Source organism: Synechococcus sp. CCAP 1479/10, from assembly GCF_019038515.1.
Classification (GTDB): domain Bacteria; phylum Cyanobacteriota; class Cyanobacteriia; order PCC-6307; family Cyanobiaceae; genus Cyanobium.
Genome location: NZ_JAFKRJ010000008.1, coordinates 211,448 through 231,751 on the forward strand (window position 1 = coordinate 211,448; position 20,304 = coordinate 231,751).

Genomic DNA, 20,304 nt, shown 5'->3' on the forward strand with positions numbered 1-20,304 from the left:
CGCCCTCCCACAGTCCTCAGTCTTCCGAAAACCTGCTGTTCAGGTCCGCCCGCGCATCGTCTGGGCCAGTTCGCTGGGCCTGAGGCTGGCGGCGAGAGCATCTTCCGCGTGGACCCTGCCGGCGGACACCAGATTGGCGAGATACTGATTGGAGGTGATCATGCCGTCGAAACCGCTGCGGGCCATGATCGATTCGATCTCATCGAGATTGGCCCGCATGATGTAGTCCTTGCAGGCATCAGTGTTGATGAAGACGTCGTGGTACGACGCCCGTTTGCCATCCACCGTCTTGATCAGGCCCTGGGAGATCACCCCCAGCAGCGAATCGGCCACCGATCGCCGGATGATCTCCTGTTCGTCGGGGGGATACATACCCAGCATCCGCTCGACGGAGCGCACGGCCGAGTTGGTGTGCAGGGTGCCCAGCAGCAGGTGTCCGGCCTGGGACGCTTCGATCGCCGTGGTGAGGGTGTCCTGGTCGCGGATCTCCCCCACCAGGATCACGTCCGGATCCTCCCGGAGTGCGGCGCGGAGCGCCGTCTTGAAGTGGCGGGTGTGGCTGCCCAGTTCCCGCTGGCGGATCAGAGACTGGCGGCTCTGGTGCACGAATTCGACCGGATCCTCGATGGTGAGGATGTGGCGCTTCATCGTGCGGTTGATGTGGTCGATCACCGCGGCCAGGGTGGTGCTCTTGCCTGAGCCCGTCGGGCCGGTGACCAGAAGCATGCCCTTGGGACGCTGGGCCAGATCCTTGAGCACCGGCGGCAGGTTGAGCTCGTCGATGGTGGGAATGGCCTGGGGAATCAGCCGCAGGACCATCGCCGGACCCTGCAGGGATTCGAGCAGGTTGATCCGCACCCGCACGAAACCGAAGGCGTAGGAGCCGTCGTATTCCTTCTGCTGGAAGAAACGATCGATCTGGGCCGGCTCCAGGATCTCCCGCAGCCAGTCGCGGAAGGTGTTGCCATCGGTCATGCCCAGACCGGCCAGGATCATGTCGCCGCGGCTGCGGAACCTGGGCTGCTCACCGACGCCGAGGTGGATGTCGGAGAAATTCCGTTCGAAGGCCACCCGAACGATCTGCTCGAGCGTCGGCGGGGCTCCACCATCGTCAGACATCGGCGTGCCCTGGACAGAAAGGGCAGCCCCTGCCTGCAGGCTCACGGGGGGCGGTGGTGGTGGGGCCTGGGGCATGGAGGAACGCGGCTGGAGCGCGGGGCGGTCCCGCTGGTCGATGGCGTTGGTCGAATGAGGCGGGCGAATTCGCCGACACGAATGTGACGCTCCGAGGGGATCCTAGGGGCGGATTCGCATCTGTGGACCAAGGCGACGACCGGCGCCCCGCCTGGCGGGGGAGTGGTGAACCCAGGCTGCCTAGGATCGTCCAATCCGCGTCGGCCCGTGTCCCTACAGCCTCTGGTCAGCATCGTTCTGGGCACGCGCCCCGAGGCCATCAAGCTGGCTCCGGTGATCCTGGCCTTCCAGCGGTCGCAGGACTTCCGCACCCGCGTCGTCCTCACCGGACAGCATCGCGAGATGGTCACCCAGGTGATGCATCTGTTCGGCCTCACCGCCGACCATGACCTGGCCCTGATGGCCCCGAAGCAGACCCTCACCCACGTCACCTGCGCCGCCCTGCAGGGACTGAAGCAGGAGTTCGAGGAGCACCGCCCCGACCTCGTGCTCGTCCAGGGCGACACCACCACCGCCTTCGCCAGCGCCCTGGCCGCCTTCTACGAACAGATCCCCGTCGGCCATGTGGAGGCTGGCCTGCGCACCGACGACCTGCTCGACCCCTTCCCCGAGGAAGCCAACCGCCGCCTGATCTCCCAGCTGGCCCGCCTCCACTTCGCCCCCACGGCCCAGTCGGCGGCGAACCTGAGGGCCTCGGGGGTGGTGGGCGAGATCCTCACCACGGGCAACACGGTCATTGATGCCCTGCTGCTGATGGCCAGCACGGCCCCCGACTGGGACCTGCCCGGCCTCGACTGGCAGAACCAGCGGGTGCTGCTGGCCACCGTGCACCGCCGCGAGAACTGGGGCGAGCGCCTCCAGGACATCGGCCGTGGCTTCCTCGCCCTGCTCGAACGCTTCCCCGACACCGCCCTGCTGCTGCCGCTGCACCGCAATCCCACGGTGCGGGAGCCCCTGCAGGCCCTGCTCGGCTCCCACCCCCGCGCCTTCCTCATCGAGCCGCTCGACTACGACCGCCTGGTGGCGGCGATGCGCGGCTGCACGCTGCTGCTCACCGATTCGGGTGGCCTGCAGGAGGAGGCCCCAGCCCTGGGCAAGCCCGTGCTGGTGTTGCGCCGCACCACCGAGCGGCCGGAGGCGGTGGCGGCGGGCACGGCGAAGCTGATCGGCACCGACAGCGAGGCGATCCTGGCGGAGGGCAGCCGGCTCCTGGAGGACCCGGAGGCCTACGGGGCCATGGCCCACGCCCACAACCCCTTCGGCGACGGGGCGGCCAGTGGCCGGATCGTCGAGGCGGCGCGCCGCTACCTGGGCCTCGCCACCTAGGGGCGCTTCTTGGCCCAGGGGGGCAGGTCGATGAACACCCGGGTGCCGCTCTCCAGGCCCGAAAGGATCTGGGTGTCCTTGCCGCTGCTGGCCCCCAGCTCCACGGGCTGGAAGGTGGGTTCCTGGCCCTTGCCCACCAGCAGCACCCCCGGCCGGCCGTCCTCGGTGACGATGGCGACGGTGGGCACCACGGTCCTGGCCTGAAGGGTGCCGGTCTGGAAGTCGATGTCGGCGGTCATGCCGATCCGCAGTTCCGGGGCCGGATCGGTGAGCTGGAGCTTCACCTCGAAGGAGGTGACGTTGTTGGTCTTCACCGCCCTCGGGGCGATCTGGCGCACGATGGCCTGGAAGCGACGGTCGGGGAAGGCATCGACGCGCACGCTGGCGGGCAGGCCCACCCGCAGCCGGCCGATGTCGCTTTCCGGCACCTTGGCGACCACCTCCAGCCCTTCGGAGAGCTCCACGATCGAGGAGCTGGTGGCGCCGGCGGTGGCCGAAGCGGTGGTGGTCGGGGTGACGAAGGCCCCCGGTTCGGCGTAGCGCTGGCTGATCACCCCGTCGAAGGGGGCCCGCACGATCAGCTCGTCCTTCTCCACCATGCGCTGGCGGAGCCGTTGCCGGGCAGCGGCGGTGGCCAGCCGCCGCACCTCCGCCTCGGAACGGAAGCGATTCATGGTGTCGAGGCTGATCGCCCCCTGGCGGAACAGGGGTTCGTTGCGGCGCAGCTCGCTGTCGCTGCGGCGCTGCTCCGACTCCGCCGACTGCACGTTGGCCTGCAGTTCCATCAGCCGGTCGCGCAGGTCGCCGTCATCCATCAGGGCCAGGGGCTGGCCCCGGCGCACGCTGTCGCCCTCGTCGACCATCAGCTCCAGCAGCACCCCCTGCCGCTTGGGGCTGACATTCACCCGCTTGACGGCATCGAGCTCGCCGCTGGCGGTGATCACCCCGGGCAGGGAGCCCTCGCGGGCCACCACGGTGAAGGGGGCCAGGTCGCGGCCGGCCTGCAGGCGCTGCCGCTGCCAGAGCCCGGCCGTGGCGAGCAGGGCCAGGCCCACGGCCAGGCCGATCCAGAGGCGGCGGCGGCGGCCGCGGCGCCGGCCCTTCACCGCGGGAGTGGCTGGCGAGGGAGCCTCCCGGGTCGGAGCGGGGGCCGGCGGCAGGGGGGTGATGGCGGGAATGGGCCGGCGGATCGCTTGGGACAGTTTCGCGCGCCCGCGCGGTGGTTGTGAATGGCGGGAGACCGAAGGCCCCCGTCCGGGCGCCCCCTACATTTCCCCCATGCTCAAAGCCGGAATCGTCGGGCTGCCCAATGTGGGCAAGTCGACCCTCTTCAACGCCCTGGTGGCCAACGCCCAGGCCCAGGCGGCCAACTTCCCCTTCTGCACCATCGAGCCCAATGTGGGGGTGGTGGCTGTTCCCGATGAGCGCCTGCAGAAGCTCTCCGATCTCTCCAGTTCCAAGGAGATCGTGCCGACCCGCGTCGAATTCGTGGACATCGCCGGGCTGGTGCAGGGGGCGAGCCAGGGGGAGGGACTCGGCAACAAGTTCCTGGCCAACATCCGCGAAGTCGATGCAATCGTCCACGTGGTGCGCTGCTTCGAGGACGACGATGTGATCCACGTCTCCGGCAGCGTCGACCCGGTGCGGGACGCCGAGATCATCAACCTGGAACTGGGGCTGGCGGATCTGGCCCAGATCGAGAAGCGGCGCGAGCGGCTCAAGAAACAGATGCGCACCAGCAAGGAGGCCGCCGCGGAGGACGGCGCCCTGGCCCGGCTGCAGGCGGAACTGGAGCAGGGCGGCGCCGTGCGGCGGGTGACCCTGACCGAGGAGGAGCAGGCCCTGGTGCGCAACCTGGGCCTGCTGACCGGCAAGCCGATCATCTATGCCACCAACGTCAGCGAGGACGACCTGGCGGAGGGCAACGCCTGGGTGGCCGCCGTCGAGGCCCTGGCCGCCCGGGAGGGGGCCGAAGCGGTGCGCATCTCCGCCCAGGTGGAGGCCGAGCTGGTGGATCTGGCCGCCGAGGAGCGCTCCGACTACCTGGCCGGGCTGGGGGTGAGCGAGGGCGGTCTGCAGAGCCTGATCCGCGCCACCTATCGCCTGCTGGGTCTGCGCACCTACTTCACCACCGGCGAGAAGGAGACCCGGGCCTGGACGATCACCGCCGGCATGACCGCCCCCCAGGCGGCCGGTGTGATCCATACCGATTTCGAGCGCGGCTTCATCCGTGCCCAGACCATCGCCTACGCCCAGCTGCTGGAGGCAGGCACCCTGGCCGAGGCCCGCAACCGGGGCTGGCTGCGCAGCGAGGGCAAGGAGTATGTGGTGGCCGAGGGCGATGTGATGGAGTTCCTGTTCAACGTCTGACGACGCCCCGTGGCCATCCCTGTCGGTTTCATCGGCCTCGGGGCCCTGGGCGCGCCGATGGCCGCCAACCTGCTGGCCCAGGGCTTCCCGCTCACGGTCCACAACCGCCACCGTGACCGCGAGCTGCCCCTGGCCGTCGCCGGGGCCACACGGGCGGCCACGCCGGCGGCGGCGGCCCGGGGCGCCGCGGTGCTCGCCCTCTGCCTGAGCGACGACGCGGCGGTGGCGGCGGTGCTGCTGGGTGAGGGGGGCGACGGTGACGGCGCTGCCGTGGCCGGTCTGGCGCCCGGGGCCCTGGTGGTCGATTTCTCCACCATCGCGCCGCAGACCTCCCGGGCCATGGCCGCCGCCCTGGCCGAGCGCGGTGTGGCCTATCTGGATGCGCCGGTGACCGGCGGTACCGAGGGCGCCAGAGCCGGCACCCTCTCGGTGCTGGTGGGGGGAGCGGCCGCCGACCTGGAGCGGGCCCGGCCGCTGCTGGAGGCCGTGGGCCGCACGATCACGGCGATCGGTCCAGTCGGGGCGGGCCAGGCGGCGAAGGCCGTCAACCAGGTGCTGGTCGCAGGCAGCTACGCGGCGGTGGCCGAGGCCCTGGCCCTGGGGCAGCGGCTTGGCCTGCCGATGGAGGAGGTGCGGCAGGCGCTGCTCGGCGGGGCCGCCGGCTCCTGGGCCCTGGAGCACCGCGGCGGCGCCATGCTGCGGGGCGAGTTCCCGCTCGGGTTCCGCCTGCGGCTGCATCGCAAGGATCTGGCGATCGCCCTGGAGGCCGCCGCCGCCGGGGGCCTGGGGCTGCCGGTGGCCGAGCTGGTGGCGGCGATGGAGGACGACCTGATCGCGGCGGGCCATGGCGACGAGGACGTGTCGGCCCTGGCCCGCTGGTTCAACGCCGGCTCCCGGTGAGCAGTCCTGGCTCCCTACCTTGGTGCCGCTCCTGTGGTGGTGGCCGCCAGGCCGTTGGCTGAATGCTTGAAGCGCCCCCGGCCTCCGCGATCGAACTGCGGGGGCTCAGCAAGCGGTTCCAGGAGGGGGAGAGCGAGCGGACGGTGCTGCAGGCCGTCGACCTGACCATCGCCCCCGGCCAGTTCGTGGTCCTCCTCGGTCAGAGCGGCAGCGGCAAGAGCACCCTGCTGCACCTGATCGGCGGCATCGACACCCCCTCCTCCGGCAGCGTGGGGATCGGCGGGGTGGACCTCACGGCCCTCGACGAGCGCAACCGCACCCTGTTCCGCCGCGACCACATCGGCTTCATCTTCCAGTTCTTCAATCTCATCCCCACCCTGTCGGTGCTGGAGAACGTCACCCTGCCCGGTGAGCTGGCGGGGCGGCCCCGGCCGGCCCTGGAGTCGGCCGCCCGCGACCTGCTCGCCAGGGTGGGGCTGGCCGACCGCGCCTCCACCAGGCCCGACAAGCTCTCCGGCGGCCAGCAGCAGCGTGTGGCCATCGCCCGCGCCCTGCTGCACCAGCCCCTGCTGATCCTGGCCGACGAGCCCACCGGCAACCTCGACGAACACACCGGTGAGCAGGTGCTGCAGTTGCTGATCGATCTCACGCGCCAGCAGGGACGCACCCTGATCATGGCCACCCACAACGGGGCCATCGCCGATCGGGCCGACCGGGTGCTGCGGGTGCAGGACGGCCACCTGCTCGAAGCGTCCGCCCCTGCGGCTGCGGTGCCGGCATGAGCCAGGGGGATGCACCGCCCGTGGTCCGCAACGGGCCCCTGTGGCGCCTGGCGGCCCGGCGCTGGCGTCGCCGCCCGCTCCAGTACCTGCTCTGCATCCTGGGCATCGCCCTGGGGGTGGCGATGCTGGTGTCGATCGATCTGGCCAGCGGCTCGGCCCAGCGGGCCTTCTCCCTCTCCACCGACGCCATCACGGGCCGCACCAGCCATCGCCTGGTGGCGATCGGGCCCGGTGGCGTCCCCGATGCCACCTTCGTGGAGCTGCGCCGCCGCTTTCCGCAGATCCCCGCCGCACCTGTGATCGAGGCCTACGGCCGGGCCGAGGAGCTGGACGGGGAACTGCTGCGGCTGGTGGGGGTCGATCTGTTCAGCGAAGGTCCGTTCCGCGGCCTGCTGGGCGGCGACGGCGATGGCCAAGGGGTCCGCGGGAAACCCGGCGGCAGGGGCTTCGTTCCCTTCCTCACCGAGCCCGGCACGGCCGTGATCGCTGCCGACACCGCCGCGCGCTACGGCCTCCACCCCGGCGCCGCCGACGCCTCCGGAACTCTGCATCTCGATCTGGCCGGGCGGACGACGGCCCTGCGGCTGGTGGGCAGCGTCAGCAGTGATTCGGCCCTGGAGCGCCGCGGGCTGGAGACCCTGCTGCTGGTCGACATCGCCACCGCCCAGGACCTGCTCGCCCCCGCCGGGGCCGCTGCGGCCCCGGCCCTGGGCCACATCGATCTGATCCTCGAGGGCCCCGCCCAGGAGCAGGCCATCCGCACCTGGTTGCCCGCCGGGCTGAAGCTGGAGACGGCGGCGGCGCGCGGCAATGCCGTGCAGCAGATGACGGCCGCCTTCGAGCTCAACCTCACCGCCATGAGCCTGCTGGCCATGGTGGTGGGCATCTTTCTCATCTACAACACGGTCACCTTCAGCGTGGTGCAGCGCCGCAGCCTCTTCGGGGTGCTGCGCTGCCTGGGGGTGACCCGGGGCCAGCTGTTCACCCTGATCCTGGGGGAGGCGGCCCTGTTCAGCCTGGTGGGCTCCCTGCTGGGCCTGGTGCTGGGGGTGGTGCTGGGGCGCACCGTCGTCGGCCTGATCACCCAGACGATCAACGACTTCTACTTCGTGGTCTCGGTGCGGCAGATCAGCCTCTCGGGATTCACCCTGGCGAAGGGAATGCTCGTGGGGGTGGCTTCGGCCCTGGTGGCCTCGGCCCTGCCCGCCTGGGAGGCGATGGCCACCCCGCCGCAGATGACCCTGCAGCGTTCCAGCCTCGAGGCCGGCTGGCAGCGACTGCTGCCCTGGTTCCTGCCGGCGGCCGCCCTCACCGGCGGCCTTGGGGTGCTTCTGCTCCGCTGGGACAGTCGGGATCTGGTGCCCGCCTTCGCCGGCCTGTTCGCCCTGCTGATGGGGGCCGCCCTGCTGATGCCGCCCGTGCTGGCCGCCGTCATGGCGGCCCTGGGCCGGGCCGGCGGCGGTTTCGGGGTGGTGGCCCGCCTCGCCCCCCGCGACATCCTGCGCTCCCTCAGCCGCACCGCGGTGGCCGTGGCGGCCCTGATGGTGGCGGTGTCGGTGATCGTGGGGCTCTCGATCATGATCGGCTCCTTCCGGGGCACGGTGGTCACCTGGCTCGACCAGACCCTCCAGGCCGACCTGTTCGTCTCTCCGCCCAGCACCACCGCCAACCGGGTGCTGGGCAAGGTGGATCCCGCCATCGTCCGGGCCGTCGCCGCGCGCCCTGACCTGCGGGCCCTGGTCACCTTCAACAGCTTCGACGTGCACCTGGTCGACCAGGACCGGGACATCACCCTGATCGCCGCCGGTGGCGATGTCTCCGCCGGCCGGCGCCCCTACGCCTGGGTCCGCCCGGGCGTTGACGATCCCTTCGCCGCCCTGGCAGCCCGCGAGGGGGTGATCCTCTCCGAGGCCGTCTATCTGCGCGACGGCCAGGGCGCCATCCCGGAGCAGGTCAGGCTCGAAACCCCTGATGGCGAAAGGAGCTTCCCGGTGGTCGCCGTCTTCTACGACTATTCCTCCGACCGCGGCAGCGTGCTGATGGACCGCTCCCAGGTGGCGGAGCTCTGGCACGACGACAACGTCGCCTCCCTGGGGCTGTTCCTGGCCCCGGGGGTGGAACCCGAGGCGGTGGCCGCCGAGCTGCGGGAGGACTTCCGCAGTCGCCAGAGCCTGCTGGTGCAGACCAACGGCGCCCTGCGCCAGGGATCGCTGGAGATCTTCGATCGCACCTTCGCCATCACCGGCGCCCTGCAGCTGCTCACGGTGCTGGTGGCCTTCATCGGCATCTTCAGCACCTTGATGAGCCTGCAGCTGGAGCGGGGCCGGGAGTTCGCCGTGCTGCGGGCCGGCGGCATGACGCCCCTACAGCTGGGGCGCCTCACCCTGCTGGAGACCGGCCTGATGGGTCTGCTGGCCGGCACCTGCTCGATGCCCCTGGGCTACGGGCTGGCCTGGGTCCTGGTGCATGTGATCAACGTGCGCTCCTTCGGCTGGACCCTGCAGATCGCCCTGGAGCCCCGCTTCTTCGTCCAGTCCCTGCTGGTTGCGGTGGGGGCGGCGGTGCTGGCGGGCCTCTACCCGGCCCTGCGCCTTGGCCGCATGAACATCAGCGAGGCGCTGCGGCAGGAATGAACCACCCCCATCCCCTGCGCGCCCTGCTGGCCCTGGTGGCCGTGCTGCTGCTGAACCTGGCCGGTGCGGCCCCGGCCGGGGCCAGCAGCGGCATTCGCTGGGGGGAGGCGCCGGAGCCCGAGGGCTTCGTGCGGGCCTTCAGCCCGCGTCAATGGCGTTTCCCCGCCGACTTCGGCCCCCATCCCGAGTACCGGACGGAGTGGTGGTACTACACGGGCAACCTGGAGGGCGACGACGGACGTCCCTTCGGCTACCAGCTGACGATCTTCCGCCAGGCCCTGGCCCCAGCCGCTCCCGAAGCCGCCGCCGCGGAGGCGGCGATCGCCGGCTCCCCCTGGCGCACCCCCCAGGTCTTCTCCGCCCACTTCACCGTCAGCGACATCGCCGCCGGTTCCTTCCTCCAGGAGGAGCGTTTCGCCCGCGGCGCCCTCGGGCTGGCCGGGGCCGAGGCCGATCCCTATGCGGTCTGGCTCAACGACTGGCGCATCAGCGCCGAAGGGCCCGACCGGGTGCGGCTCCAGGCCGCCACCGACGCCATGGCCATCGACCTGAGCCTCACCCAGAGCCGGCCCCCGGTGCTCCAGGGCCAGGACGGCCTCAGCCGCAAGGGGCCCGAGGCGGGCAACGCCTCGCACTACTACTCCCTGGTGCAGCAGCCCACCGAGGGCACGGTCACGGTGGCGGGCCGCACCTACGCCGTCCGCGGGGTCAGCTGGAAGGACCATGAGTTCTCCACCAGCGTCCTCAGCCCGGGCACCGTTGGCTGGGACTGGTTCTCCGCCCAGTTCGAGGACGGCTCCGCCCTGATGCTCTATGGCCTGCGCCGGGAGGACGGCGGCAAGGAGCCCTTCAGCGGCGGCCGCTGGATCGCCGGCGACGAGACGGTGGAGCTCGGCGCCGACGACTACATCCTCACGGTGAAGCGCACCTGGCGCAGCCCCCACAGCGGTGCCACCTACCCCGCCGCCTGGACGCTCACGATTCCACGGCTGGACCTGGAGCTGGCGATCACGCCGCAGATGGCCGATCAGGAGCTGACCACGGCCTCGGCCACCTACTGGGAGGGGGCGCTGCGCTACGAGGGCCACCGGGGCGAGCGGCCGCTGCGGGGCCGCGGCTACGGCGAGCTCACCGGTTACGTCGACCGCCTCGATGGCCTGCGGGGTGGGTGATCGGCGAGGATGGCCCCAGCAGGAGCGAAGGGCCATGGCAGCAGCGGACCATCCCGGGATCCCGTCCCCCCCTTCGGAGGAGGCCGGCGACGCTGCCGCGGCTGCCGCCGAGCATCCCCACAACTTCGACGTCCAGAAGGAGATCCACCGCCGCATCCGCAACGACCCGGATTACGACGACTGGGAGTACGGCACCGAGCCCCTGCCCCACGAGGCCTGGGTGGAGCGGCAGTCCGCCGCCTCAGGGGAGCGCCCGGCGGGGGCCTAGGCCCCGCACCAGCGGCAGTCCCCCCAGGCAGGCCAGGGCCATCAGCAGCCAGAGTCCGGCGCCATGCCCCTGGCCGTCCAGCAGTCGGCCGGCCAGCAGAGGCGCGGCGAAGCCGCTGATGGCGAAGCACTGGGACAGCAGCGCCAGGGCCAGGCCCTGGTGCTCGATCGGGCTGCGTTCCACCACCGCCTCGGTGGCGGTGGGCAGGAAGCAGGCGATCCCGAGGGCCAGGGGCAGCTGGGCGAGCAGCAGCAGGGCCAGACCCCGTTCGCTGTAGGCGGAGGCCGCCAGCAGCAGGTTGCCGGCCGCGAAGCTGACCAGGCTCAGGGTCAGGCCCGTCCTCACCGGCCGGCGGGCGAGGGCCTGACCCACCGGCCACTGGAGCAGCAGCAGCAGAGCCAGCTGCAGGCCGATGGTGAGGGCACCGAGGCTCACCGGCAGGGCGCGGCGCAGCAGGCTGCCCCGCACCAGCTCCAGGGGCAGGGCGCTCTGCATCAGGGCCGGCATCGCCGTGGCCAGCACGGCGACGGCCAGCAGGGGCGCCAGGCCGGGCAGCCAGGGGCCCCAGGGGCTGGGGTGGGCCAGCCGTTCCCTGGGCCTGGGATCCGGCAGCCCCTGGCGCGACAGCACCAGCAGCAGCGCCAGCATGCAGCCGATGTCCACGGCGTAGATGCCGCGCAGCCATCCCCGCCAGGCGAGCACCGCCCCCACCAGGGCGCCGATGGCGATGCCCAGGGCATCGGCGCTGCGCATCAGGGCGAAGGCCCGGCCCGAACCCATTGGTGCGCCCGAACCCACCGGCGCGCAGCTGAGCGGCACCGCCAGCTCGATCGCGGGCCAGTAGAAGCCCACGGCCATGCCGAGCAGCACCTGCCCCTGCAGGTAGCCGCCGAAGGAGCCGGCCGCCATCAGCCGGGCGTCGCCGGCGATGGCCAACAGGGCCGTCAGCAGCACCGGAACCGCGCAGTTCAGGCCCCGATCCAGCAGGACACCACTGAGGATCCGGCCGAAGGTCCCCGCCACCGCGGCCAGGGCCAGCCCTTCGGTGACACGGGCCGCGCTGAACTGGGCCTGGTGGAACACCATCGGCGTCAGATAGAGAACGCCGCCCGCCCCGAGCATGGCGATCACGCGGATCAGGGCGAGATGGCGCAGGGCTGCTGGAAACTGGGTGAACCAGGACCGCGCCCTGGCCCTCCCCTGTGCCTGTTCCACTCCGCTTTCGCCAGTTCAAGGGTCTGCTGGCCAGTCTGCTGATCGCCGGGACGCCCCTCGTGCCGCCGGTGGCTGCGGCGGAGGTGCTGGAGCTCCGCTTTGACGGGCTGGAGCTGCCGGTGAACCTCGAGCAGCTCGACGGCTGGACCCGCAGCCCGGCCGGCCGGAGCAGTGGCGGCGGCGATCTGGCGGTCTGGCTGGATCTGCTCGACCCCCGCAGCCGCCAGGACCTCAGGATCCTGCTGCGCGCCCCCCTGCTGCGGGACACCAGCTTCGGCCAGCAGCTGCTCGACAGCTGGGCCGGCAGCCAGATGCTGGCCCGCCTGGGGGACCTGCTGACCACGGCCGACGGCCGCAGCACCACGGCGGTGCTGCAGACGACCCTGCGCCGGCTGCTGGAGTCCCGGCAGGACGTCTCCACCATCGGCCTGCTGCGGGCCCTGCCGGTGCAGCGGCTGAGCCTCCAGCTCGACGGGCTCTACGAGCTGGCCGTTCAGTGGCGCCAGCAGATCGACCTGCAGCGCCAGGCCCTGCGGCGCCTCCAGGCCCTGGCCCTGCCGGAGCGCCGCACCGTTCCCCTGGCCTTCGCCGATCGCACCCCCCTGAGCCCCCGGCGGCTGGGGCTGGCCGTGGACCACCGCCAGCAGCCCCTGCCCCTGGAGATCTGGCCGGCGGTGGCGCCTGCCCCTGGCCGGGGGAACGGGGCCCCGCAGCGGCCGTGGCTGCTGCTGATGCCCGGCCTGGGGGGGAATGCCGACCAGTTCGGCTGGCTGGCCAGCGAGCTGGCCGAGCGGGGCTGGCCGGTGGTGGTGGTGCAGCACCCCGGCAGTGACGGCCCTGCCCTCAAGGCCGCCCTCGACGGCCAGCGGCCCCCACCGGGTGCCGAGACCCTGGCCATCCGGCTGGCCGACATCGAGGCGGTGCTGGCGGCCCAGCGCCGGGGCGAGCTGCCGGTGCGGGGCCGGGGGGTGGTGCTCCTCGGCCACTCGATGGGGGCCCTCTCCGCCCTGCTGGCGGCGGGGGTGATGCCGGAAGCAGGGCTGGCCGGGCGCTGCCGCAAGGCCCTCGACCGCCTGCCGATCGCCAACCCCTCCCGGCTGCTGCAGTGCCAGCTGCCCAGCACCGACCTGCCGGAGCGCTCCTCCCCCCCCGCCGACCTGCGGGGCCTGGTGCTGCTCAACAGCTTCGGCAGCCTGCTCTGGCCGCGGCGGGGGCTGGCGTCCCTGGGGGTGCCGGTGCTGATGGTCGGCGGCAGCCTCGACCTGGTGACGCCGCCGCTGGAGGAGCAGCTGCGCCTGTTTCTGCAGGGGCGGGATCCCCGCAGCCGGCTGGTGATGGTGGAAGGGGGCAGCCATTTCTCCCCCGTGCGGCTGATGCCCACCGATGAGGTGCTCTTCCGCCTCGATGAGGAGCTGGTGGGGGTGGACCCGGCCCGGGTGCAGTCGGCGCTGCTGCGCCTCACCACCGAATACCTCCAGACCCTGGAGCAGCCCCTGCTGCTGCCGGCCCAGCGGCGGGTGCAGCAGGGCGTGACCCTCGACGTGCTCGACGCCGCCGCCGCCCGGCGCTGGAAGGCCGGTCTGAAGCCCTGACTCAGAAGCGGATGCGCGGATCGAGCAGGGCCACCAGCAGGTCCACCAGAACGGTCACCAGCACCACCAGGGCCGCCACCACCACCACGATCCCCTGCACCACGGGATAGTCGCGCTGGGCGATCGCCTCCTGCAGCCGGAAGGCGATGCCGGGCCAGGAGAAGGTGACCTCGATCAGCAGGGCGCCGCCGATCAGGGAGGCCACCGTGATGCCGGTGATCGTCAGCACGGGCAGCAGGGCGTTGGGCAGGGCGTGGTGCAGCACCACCCGCCGCTCGCTCAGGCCCCGGCTGCGGGCCGCCTCGACGTAGTCGGAGCCGAGGGCACGGCGCAGGTTGAGCCGCAGCGCATTGGTGAAGATGCCGCTGAGCAGCAGGCCCAGGGTGGCCGCCGGCAGCACCAGGTGGCGCAGGCTGCCGGCCAGCTGGCCCCAGTCGCCGGCGAGGAGGCTGTCGAGCAGGTAGAAACCCGTGCCTTCCGGGGGCATCAGGGTGGCGGGGAAGCGCCCCCCCACCGGCAGCCAGCCCAGCCAGACGGAGAACACCAGCTGGACCACCATGGCGGCCCAGAAGGGTGGCAGGGCGTAGGTGCTGATGCCGTAGAGCCGACCGGCCAGATCGATGCGCCCCTCGGGACGGGCGATGCCGCTGAAGCCCACCGCCAGACCCACCACGGCCGCCAGCAGCAGGGCCACCACGCCGAGTTCCAGGCTGGCGGGCAGGCTGGCCTGGATGATGCCGGTCACCGGTTCGCCGTTGGTGAGCGAGGTGCCGAGGTCGCCCCGCAGCAGATGGCCGAGGAACCGGCCGTACTGCTCGGCCAGGGGCAGATCCAGACCCAGCTGGGCCCGCAGGGCGGCGCGGGCCGCCTCCGGGGCGCGGGTGCCCAGCAGGGCGTCGATCGGATCCCCGGGGGCCACCCGCAGCAGCAGGAACACCAGCGAGGCGATCAGCCAGAGCATCACCGGAGCCAGGGCCAGACGGGAGGCCAGGTAACGCGCCAGGTCGGAACGGCGGCTCATGGCACCCTCGCCGCGGCGGCGGCGGGGAGACGGTGCAGCTCGCCCAGCATCACCCGGCCCGATCCGTCGAACCGGGGCCGGCTGACACTGCGCTGGCCCCAGGCCACCGGGGCGCTCAGCCACACCGGCACATAGGGACTGGCGGCGGCGACCCGGCGCTGGATGGCCACCAGCAGGGCGATCCGCTCGGGGCCGTCCAGCTGGCTGCTGCGCTGCAGCTCCTCCTCCAGCCCCGGGGCGGTCCAGAAGGTGCCTCCCAGCACGCTGTTGCCCTTCAGGCAGCGCTCCCCCTCGGCCTTGCTGCAGGAGAGCAGCGGCATCAGGAAGTTCTCCGCATCGGGGTAATCGCCGATCCAGTCGTAGAAGAGCATCGTCAGGGCGCCTTTGTCGAGCTGGGAGTAGGCGGTAGTCGACTCCATGCCGCTCACCTCCAGCTTCACGCAGTCGCCCAGGTCCCTTCGCAGCTGGGCCTGCCAGGTGAGCGCGAACAGCCGGTCGGTGGGGATGTCGGACCGGTAGGTGAAGGGCAGGGTCAGCACCTTGCCGCCGCAGTACCCGGCCTGGCGGTAGAGGGCGCGGGCCCCGGCGGGGTCGTAGGCCGGCCAGGCGGTGGGGTCGGAGCCCGGCAGGCCGGGGGGGACCAGCTGCCGCTGGGGGGAGCGCAGACCCAGGGTCACCCGCCGCACGATGGTGGCCCGATCGAGGCTGCGGGCCACGGCCTGGCGCAGGGCAAGCCGGTTCAGCGGCGGCTGGTCGGTCAGCAGCGACACCAGGCTGAGCTCCTGGGAGGGGCCGACGGCCTGCCGCAGGCGGCCGGCCGCCGCGTCCCGCTTCAGGGCCTGCTGATGGTCGATCTCGAGCCCGCTGCTGAGCAGCAGGTCCACCTCGCCGCTGCGCAGGGCTCCGAACAGGGCGGTGGAGTTGCTCAGGGTGACCAGGTCGATGCCGCCGTTGGCCGGTCGCCGGCCCCAGTAGCGGGACCAGGGCACCAGTCGCTGCTGCTGGCCGCCGAAGAAGGCCAGGGCGTAGGGGCCCGTGCCCACGAAGCGGTCGTTCAGGGGCTTGTCCCGGTGCTGCCGGTAGGCGGTGGGGGAGACCGGGGTCAGGAAGATGGCGCTGAGCAGCCGCGGCAGGGGACTGAAGGGGCGCTTCAGCACCAGCTCGATCTCGTGGGGAGCGGTGACCCGCACACTCTCGACCCGCTCGCTCAGCTGGTAACCGAGGGTGCCGATCGCCATGAAGCGGCGCAGGGAGAAGGCCATGGCGGCGGCATCGAAGCGGGTGCCGTCGTGGAACAGCACCCCCCGGCGCAGGGGGATGCGGGCCCGCAGCCCGTCGGGGCTCAGCACCGGCAGGGCCGTGGCCAGCCGCGGCTCGATGCGGCCGCTGGCGTCGATGGCATAGAGGGGGTCCCCCAGGCCGCTGAGCACCTGCATCACCCCGATCCTGGAGGCCTGGACCGGATCGAGGGAATCGATGCGGCTCTTGGTCGCCACCACCAGGGACCGGCGCGATCCCGATGGCTGGCAGCCAGACAGCAGCGGCAGGGCCAGCAGCAGGGTGGCGAGGGCGGCGGCCGTCGCGGCCGGCCCGCGTCCTGTTCTCCCCCTGGTCGTCGGCAAGACCTTGCGATCCGGTGGGGCCCATTCAAGCGGCCTGTCCAGCGCGTCCCCGACGGCGGAGCTCAGGGGGTCCGTCGCTTGCTCCTGGGGCGCCGCCCGCGCAGGATCTCCAGCTGTCGGATCAGCTGCTGGAGCAGGGTGAGGGAGGCGCGAGGGCGCTGGGCGCCGGCGGCGAAGGCCGCGGCGAAGCCCACCGAGGCGATGGTCACCCTCGCCACCCCCTGGCCGAGGGCCCAGACGTCGGTGGGGGCGGGCCCGCTGATCCGGCCGGAGGCGCGGGTCTCCGTCTTCTGGAGCTCCTCAAGCAGGCTGCGCTTCAGCTCGTTGAGGGGCAGGCTGAGGGCCGCCGGGGGGAGCTGGGGCCGGGGGGCCTGGAGCCGGGAGAAGCGGGCCTGCAGGTCCTCCGGGCTGGTGGCGGCCTCGATGGCCTGGCGTATCCGGGTCACCCGTTCGTCGAGCACCGTGCGCTGCATCGCCTGGGTGCCCTTCGCCTGGGAGAGGACGCGCCAGGTGGCGAAGCCCTGCAGGGGCACCAGCAGCAGGAAGGCGAACACCACGACGATGGCCCACTGACGGGCGATGGTCAGCTTCGCCCGCAGGAAGCCATTGCTGGGCTCGATGAACAGCCCCAGGTGGAGCAGCAGGAACCCCAGCAGGGCCAGCAGAGAGGTGTTGACCATGCGGTTGGTGAACCGCAGCTGCCAGGAGGGACTGAGGAGCTGGAGGGGCAGGGAGTCGACCAGCACGAAGGCCAGGAACACCAGCAGCAGGCCGGCACCGCTCCAGGCGAACAGGCGGCTGAAGCCGGCGAGCGTCTCCTCGCGGCTGGGGGCGTGGTCAGGCATCCGTGGTCCGGGCTGGACAGGGTGGTGAGAACTGGCCAGCGGCCCAGACCTTAGGGGGCCCCACCGGCGCCGTCAGGGGCCCGGAGGCCGCCGATGGGGACCCCCACCCGGCCGACTTAAGCGGATGCCAGGCAAGCCTGAAGATTAGCTGATAAGCTGGTGAGACATTCCTGGCTGTTCATGGTGCGCTTCCTTGGGTTCGGTGCCCTCGGACTGCGGCGTTTCCGCCCTTCCGTCCACCTCTACCCTCCCCTCGTTCTGCTGAGCTGTCTGATCGCCAGCACAGCGGCCCCGGCGGGGGGCATCCATGGGCACGACGCCCTGACCGAACTTCAGGAGCTGCGCGAGCTTCTGGTCCCCGGCTTCGGGCGGGACCCCGAGATCCTCATCGGCGTCGGTGGCATCACCCTGGGCAACCCCGTGACGGGCACGGTCGTGCCGCCTTTCCAGGTCAGCGCCCTCTCCGGACCGGAATCCATCATCGACGGTTTCGTCGTGCCGTCGGGCTACTTCCTGGCCCGCTCCGGACCCGTTCCAGGCCGCGGCAGCTTCCGGCTGACCAACCCTCTCGCCTTCCGTTGGACCGGTACGGCGTCCACCCGCCCGCTGCAGCTCACCTGGCAGGCCGGCACGCTCTTCGACAACGTCTTCGACGGGGCCACCGGCGCCTTCGTTCCTTTCGGGATCGTCCCCGGCGGCTCGACGGGCGAGGCCCCCTCCACCGAGCCCAGGCTGGCCCTGGCGGCCGAGCCCGCCGAGGAGACCCCCGGCCAGGGTGAAGGGGACGACGTGTTCAAGACGGCCCTGCTTCTGCCACCCCCTGGAGCCCCCTCCGGCGAGCAGCCCGGCAACGGCCCCACCGACCAGCCCGGTGAAGGCGGCGACGGTCCCGGTGACCAGGGTCCGGCGGCTGAGGGCCCTGATCCGGCCTCGGTCCCCGGTCCCCTGCCCGTGGCCGGCGTGGCCATCGCCTGGCGTTGCAGCCGTCGGCTGCGGCAGCGCCTGCGCCAGGCGCGCTGAGCTGCCGGTGCCGGCTCAGGGCCGGCTCAGAGCGTCCGCAGGCAGGCGGCCACCGCCTCCACCCCCTCCAGGGCCTCGATCGCCCCGAGGGCCTCGCGGAAGCGGTCCTCTCTCACCTCGTGGGTGATCACGACGATCTCCGCCTCCCCCTCCCTGGCGTCGAGCTGCACGATCGACTGGATCGACACCTGGGCAGCACCGAAGCAGGTGCCGATGCGTCCGATCACGCCGGCCTCGTCGCGGGTGCGCAGCCGGACGTAGTTGCGGTGGCGACTCAGGGAGCCGTCCACCAGGGTGCAGTGGCGCCAGCTGCTGGCGGCCAGCAGGGGATCGAGGCCGGCCTGGGGGCCGCCCACCTGGCGGATCCCGGCGATGTTGAGGATGTCGGCCACCACCGCCGAGGCGGTGGGCCCGGCCCCGGCGCCGGGCCCGAAGAACATCACCTGGCCCACCGGATCCCCTTCCACCAGGATCGCGTTGTTGACCCCGTGGACCCCCGCCAGGGGATGGTGCTTGGGCAGCAGGGTGGGGTGCACCCGCACGTCGAGCGCCACGCCACCGGGCGGCTCGGCGCCGTGGCCGTCGCCAGCGGCGGCGGAATCCTCCTCCACCTTTTCGGCCACCGCCAGCAGCTTCACCACGAAGCCCAGCTGGGCCGCATAGGCCACGTCGCGGGCGTCGAGCCGGTCGATGCCTTCGGTGGCGATGCCGCCGCGCTCCACCGGGCCGCCGTAGGCCAGGCCGGCCAGGATGGCGATCTTGTCGGCCGCGTCACCCCCCTCCACATCGGCGGCGGGGTCGGCTTCGGCGTAGCCAAGCCGCTGGGCGTCGGCCAGCACCTCGGCGTAGGCCGCCCCCTCGTCGGCCATGCGGCTGAGGATGTAGTTGGTGGTGCCGTTGATGATGCCGCTGACCCGGCGGATGCGGTTGCCGCCCAGGGACTGCTTGATCGGCTCGATGATCGGGATGCCACCGCCCACGGCGGCCTCGATCAGCACGTAGACGCCCTTGGCGGCGGCGGCGGCGGCGATTTCCTGGCCGTAGCGGGCGATCACGGCCTTGTTGGCCGTGACCACCGGCTTGCCGGCGGCGATGGCCCGCAGGATCAGGCTGCGGGCGGGCTCCAGCCCCCCCATCACCTCCACGACGATGTCCACCGCCGGATCGTCGATGACCGCCTCGGGGTCGGTGGTGAGACGCTCCGGGGGCAGGGTCAGGGGGCGGGGGCGGCTGAGGTCACGTACGGCCACCCGTTCCAGCACCAGTTCACCGACCAGGGGATGGCGCCCCTGGGGACTGGCCAGGATCGCCGCCACCCCGCTCCCCACCGTGCCCAGCCCGAGCAAGCCGATGCCGATGGCCATGGGCTGCAACCCCGCAAACCACCATCCTAGAAATCAACCGGCATCCAGCCGGCTGGCCTGGGCCTGCATGGTGCGCAGGATGTTGAGGAAACCGTTGGCCCGCGAGGGCGTCAGGCTCGCCTGCAGGCCCGTCGCGGCGATGAACGAGGGATCGAGGGCGGTGGCCTCGGCCGGGGTCAGGCCCTCCAGCCCCTCGATCAGCAGGGCCAGCAACCCCTTGGTGATCTGGGCATCGGAATCGCCGCGCCAGTGGAGCCGGCCCTCCTGGAGGTTGCCCACCACGTAGACCTGCGACACACACCCCTTCACCTTGAAGGCGTCCTGGCGCAGCTCATCGGGAAAGGGCTCCAGCTTCTTGGCCAGCCACAGCACGTACTCGTAGCGGCGACGGGGGTCGCTGGTGCCCCCCAGCCGTTCCACGATCCGGTCAAGAGCGGGACTGCCGGTGGCCATGGACGACACGGAGGGAATCAGGACGGGCGGCGCGTCCGCAGCATCCCGGCCAGACCGGCCACGGCGAGCACGCCGAGGGGGGGCAGATAGGCCCATCCCTCCAACCGAGGGTAGGAATGGGAGCGGCTCACCCGTGCGGGGGCCGCGGAGGTGGCCTCCGGTTCCGGCAGCTCGAGGTAATCGCGATGACCCGGGCCCGCATCCACCTGCACCTCCCACTGGCGGCTGGCCTGGGGCGGCAGGGTGAAGACGATGCTGCCGTCGGCGCCGGTGCGTCCCAGCTCGATCGGGGTGCCGCCATCGGGGGGCACGATGCGGACCGCGGCATCGCTGGCCGGCTGGCCGCCGGAGAACTGGCTCTCCAGGCGCAGGGTCTCGGGGCCGGGGGTCGCCGCGGAGCGGTGCAGGGACTCGTTCAGGCTGGTGAGCCGCTCCAGGCTGCTCTCGATGGCGTGGGCGCGGACCTGCGTGGGGGCGACCACCAGAGCGGCAAGGCCGACCAGCCCGGTGAACAGAAGGGGCTTCAT

Annotated in this window: 18 protein-coding genes; 9 read left to right on the plus strand and 9 right to left on the minus strand. The window is 72.1% G+C overall.

Translation table 11 applies throughout. The annotated features are described in order from the left end of the window. Window positions 1–39: 39 nt before the first annotated feature. A complete protein-coding gene (locus tag KUG39_RS04920) occupies window positions 40–1,119 on the minus strand; it encodes a type IV pilus twitching motility protein PilT (RefSeq protein WP_216915876.1) in 1,080 nt (359 codons plus the stop codon). A 282-nt stretch (window positions 1,120–1,401) separates the two neighbouring features. On the opposite strand from KUG39_RS04920, the gene wecB reads away from it, so the two are divergent. Further along, a complete protein-coding gene (wecB, locus tag KUG39_RS04925; protein ID WP_190610591.1) occupies window positions 1,402–2,520 on the plus strand; it encodes a non-hydrolyzing UDP-N-acetylglucosamine 2-epimerase in 1,119 nt (372 codons plus the stop codon). Here wecB and KUG39_RS04930 read toward each other — a convergent pair. Continuing rightward, on the minus strand, window positions 2,517–3,626 hold the full coding sequence (locus KUG39_RS04930) for an efflux RND transporter periplasmic adaptor subunit (protein WP_353617398.1): 1,110 nt from the start codon (window positions 3,624–3,626) through the stop codon (window positions 2,517–2,519). The two genes, wecB and KUG39_RS04930, sit on opposite strands and share 4 nt — an antisense overlap. A gap of 172 nt (window positions 3,627–3,798) precedes the next feature. Between KUG39_RS04930 and ychF the strand changes: the two genes are divergently transcribed. From ychF to KUG39_RS04960, 6 genes are all read left to right on the plus strand, one after another. Continuing rightward, on the plus strand, window positions 3,799–4,890 hold the full coding sequence (ychF, locus tag KUG39_RS04935) for a redox-regulated ATPase YchF (protein WP_094584850.1): 1,092 nt from the start codon (window positions 3,799–3,801) through the stop codon (window positions 4,888–4,890). Window positions 4,891–4,899: 9 nt separating this feature from the next. Beyond that, window positions 4,900–5,790, plus strand: coding sequence for an NAD(P)-dependent oxidoreductase (locus tag KUG39_RS04940; protein ID WP_216915874.1), 891 nt, complete (start codon window positions 4,900–4,902; stop codon window positions 5,788–5,790). Between the two features lie 62 nt (window positions 5,791–5,852). After that, complete coding sequence (locus KUG39_RS04945; RefSeq protein WP_216915872.1) at window positions 5,853–6,572, plus strand: ABC transporter ATP-binding protein; 720 nt, start codon at window positions 5,853–5,855, stop codon at window positions 6,570–6,572. Next, window positions 6,569–9,205, plus strand: coding sequence for an ABC transporter permease (locus KUG39_RS04950; protein ID WP_216915870.1), 2,637 nt, complete (start codon window positions 6,569–6,571; stop codon window positions 9,203–9,205). Before KUG39_RS04945 ends, KUG39_RS04950 begins: the two co-directional genes overlap by 4 nt. After that, window positions 9,202–10,377 carry a lipocalin-like domain-containing protein gene (locus KUG39_RS04955; protein WP_216915868.1) on the plus strand — a complete coding sequence of 392 codons (1,176 nt, stop codon included), beginning with the start codon at window positions 9,202–9,204 and terminating at the stop codon, window positions 10,375–10,377. The genes KUG39_RS04950 and KUG39_RS04955 overlap by 4 nt, the downstream gene beginning before the upstream one ends. Window positions 10,378–10,411: 34 nt before the next feature. After that, complete coding sequence (locus KUG39_RS04960; RefSeq protein ID WP_094584845.1) at window positions 10,412–10,645, plus strand: hypothetical protein; 234 nt, start codon at window positions 10,412–10,414, stop codon at window positions 10,643–10,645. Here KUG39_RS04960 and KUG39_RS04965 read toward each other — a convergent pair. Next, entirely contained in the window at window positions 10,619–11,767 is a 1,149-nt protein-coding gene (locus KUG39_RS04965) for an MFS transporter (RefSeq protein WP_216915924.1), read from the minus strand. The genes KUG39_RS04960 and KUG39_RS04965 overlap by 27 nt on opposite strands. An 80-nt stretch (window positions 11,768–11,847) precedes the next feature. Between KUG39_RS04965 and KUG39_RS04970 the strand changes: the two genes are divergently transcribed. Further along, the gene (locus tag KUG39_RS04970; RefSeq protein WP_190610583.1) at window positions 11,848–13,452 is read left to right on the plus strand and encodes an alpha/beta hydrolase; all 1,605 of its coding nucleotides are present in this window, start codon (window positions 11,848–11,850) and stop codon (window positions 13,450–13,452) included. Between the two features lies 1 nt (window position 13,453). Here the strand turns inward: KUG39_RS04970 and KUG39_RS04975 are convergent, their stop codons facing one another. The 3 genes from KUG39_RS04975 to KUG39_RS04985 form a co-directional block, all read right to left on the minus strand. After that, window positions 13,454–14,473, minus strand: a complete 1,020-nt coding sequence (locus KUG39_RS04975; protein ID WP_094584843.1) for an ABC transporter permease — start codon at window positions 14,471–14,473, stop codon at window positions 13,454–13,456. Beyond that, a complete protein-coding gene (locus KUG39_RS04980) occupies window positions 14,470–16,095 on the minus strand; it encodes an ABC transporter substrate-binding protein (protein ID WP_216915866.1) in 1,626 nt (541 codons plus the stop codon). Before KUG39_RS04980 ends, KUG39_RS04975 begins: the two co-directional genes overlap by 4 nt. 62 nt (window positions 16,096–16,157) lie before the next feature. After that, on the minus strand, window positions 16,158–16,940 hold the full coding sequence (locus KUG39_RS04985) for a hypothetical protein (RefSeq protein WP_216915864.1): 783 nt from the start codon (window positions 16,938–16,940) through the stop codon (window positions 16,158–16,160). A gap of 180 nt (window positions 16,941–17,120) precedes the next feature. Here KUG39_RS04985 and KUG39_RS04990 point away from each other — a divergent pair, with 180 nt between their 5' ends. Then, a complete protein-coding gene (locus KUG39_RS04990) occupies window positions 17,121–17,960 on the plus strand; it encodes a hypothetical protein (RefSeq protein WP_216918241.1) in 840 nt (279 codons plus the stop codon). 26 nt (window positions 17,961–17,986) lie between these two features. Here KUG39_RS04990 and KUG39_RS04995 read toward each other — a convergent pair whose 3' ends face one another. From KUG39_RS04995 to KUG39_RS05005, 3 genes are read right to left on the minus strand one after another with little or no spacing between them, the layout of a single operon-like run. After that, window positions 17,987–19,324 (minus strand): homoserine dehydrogenase, encoded by a 1,338-nt coding sequence (locus tag KUG39_RS04995; RefSeq protein WP_216915860.1) that lies wholly within the window; start codon window positions 19,322–19,324, stop codon window positions 17,987–17,989. Between the two features lie 33 nt (window positions 19,325–19,357). Beyond that, on the minus strand, window positions 19,358–19,777 hold the full coding sequence (locus KUG39_RS05000) for a SufE family protein (protein WP_216915922.1): 420 nt from the start codon (window positions 19,775–19,777) through the stop codon (window positions 19,358–19,360). 17 nt (window positions 19,778–19,794) lie between these two features. Beyond that, window positions 19,795–20,304 (minus strand): hypothetical protein, encoded by a 510-nt coding sequence (locus KUG39_RS05005; RefSeq protein ID WP_094584837.1) that lies wholly within the window; start codon window positions 20,302–20,304, stop codon window positions 19,795–19,797.

What these genes read in the sequence shown, in the direction of transcription:
- KUG39_RS04920 (WP_216915876.1), bottom strand. Translation starts at nt 1,119, where the DNA reads ATGTCTGACGATGGTGGAGCCCCGCCGACGCTCGAGCAGATCGTTCGG.
- KUG39_RS04965 (WP_216915924.1), bottom strand. Translation starts at nt 11,767, where the DNA reads ATGCTCGGGGCGGGCGGCGTTCTCTATCTGACGCCGATGGTGTTCCAC.
- KUG39_RS04950 (WP_216915870.1), top strand. Translation starts at nt 6,569, where the DNA reads ATGAGCCAGGGGGATGCACCGCCCGTGGTCCGCAACGGGCCCCTGTGG.
- KUG39_RS05005 (WP_094584837.1), bottom strand. Translation starts at nt 20,304, where the DNA reads ATGAAGCCCCTTCTGTTCACCGGGCTGGTCGGCCTTGCCGCTCTGGTG.
- KUG39_RS05000 (WP_216915922.1), bottom strand. Translation starts at nt 19,777, where the DNA reads ATGGCCACCGGCAGTCCCGCTCTTGACCGGATCGTGGAACGGCTGGGG.
- KUG39_RS04975 (WP_094584843.1), bottom strand. Translation starts at nt 14,473, where the DNA reads ATGAGCCGCCGTTCCGACCTGGCGCGTTACCTGGCCTCCCGTCTGGCC.
- KUG39_RS04945 (WP_216915872.1), top strand. Translation starts at nt 5,853, where the DNA reads ATGCTTGAAGCGCCCCCGGCCTCCGCGATCGAACTGCGGGGGCTCAGC.
- KUG39_RS04985 (WP_216915864.1), bottom strand. Translation starts at nt 16,940, where the DNA reads ATGCCTGACCACGCCCCCAGCCGCGAGGAGACGCTCGCCGGCTTCAGC.
- KUG39_RS04995 (WP_216915860.1), bottom strand. Translation starts at nt 19,324, where the DNA reads ATGGCCATCGGCATCGGCTTGCTCGGGCTGGGCACGGTGGGGAGCGGG.
- KUG39_RS04955 (WP_216915868.1), top strand. Translation starts at nt 9,202, where the DNA reads ATGAACCACCCCCATCCCCTGCGCGCCCTGCTGGCCCTGGTGGCCGTG.
- KUG39_RS04960 (WP_094584845.1), top strand. Translation starts at nt 10,412, where the DNA reads ATGGCAGCAGCGGACCATCCCGGGATCCCGTCCCCCCCTTCGGAGGAG.
- ychF (WP_094584850.1), top strand. Translation starts at nt 3,799, where the DNA reads ATGCTCAAAGCCGGAATCGTCGGGCTGCCCAATGTGGGCAAGTCGACC.
- KUG39_RS04990 (WP_216918241.1), top strand. Translation starts at nt 17,121, where the DNA reads ATGGTGCGCTTCCTTGGGTTCGGTGCCCTCGGACTGCGGCGTTTCCGC.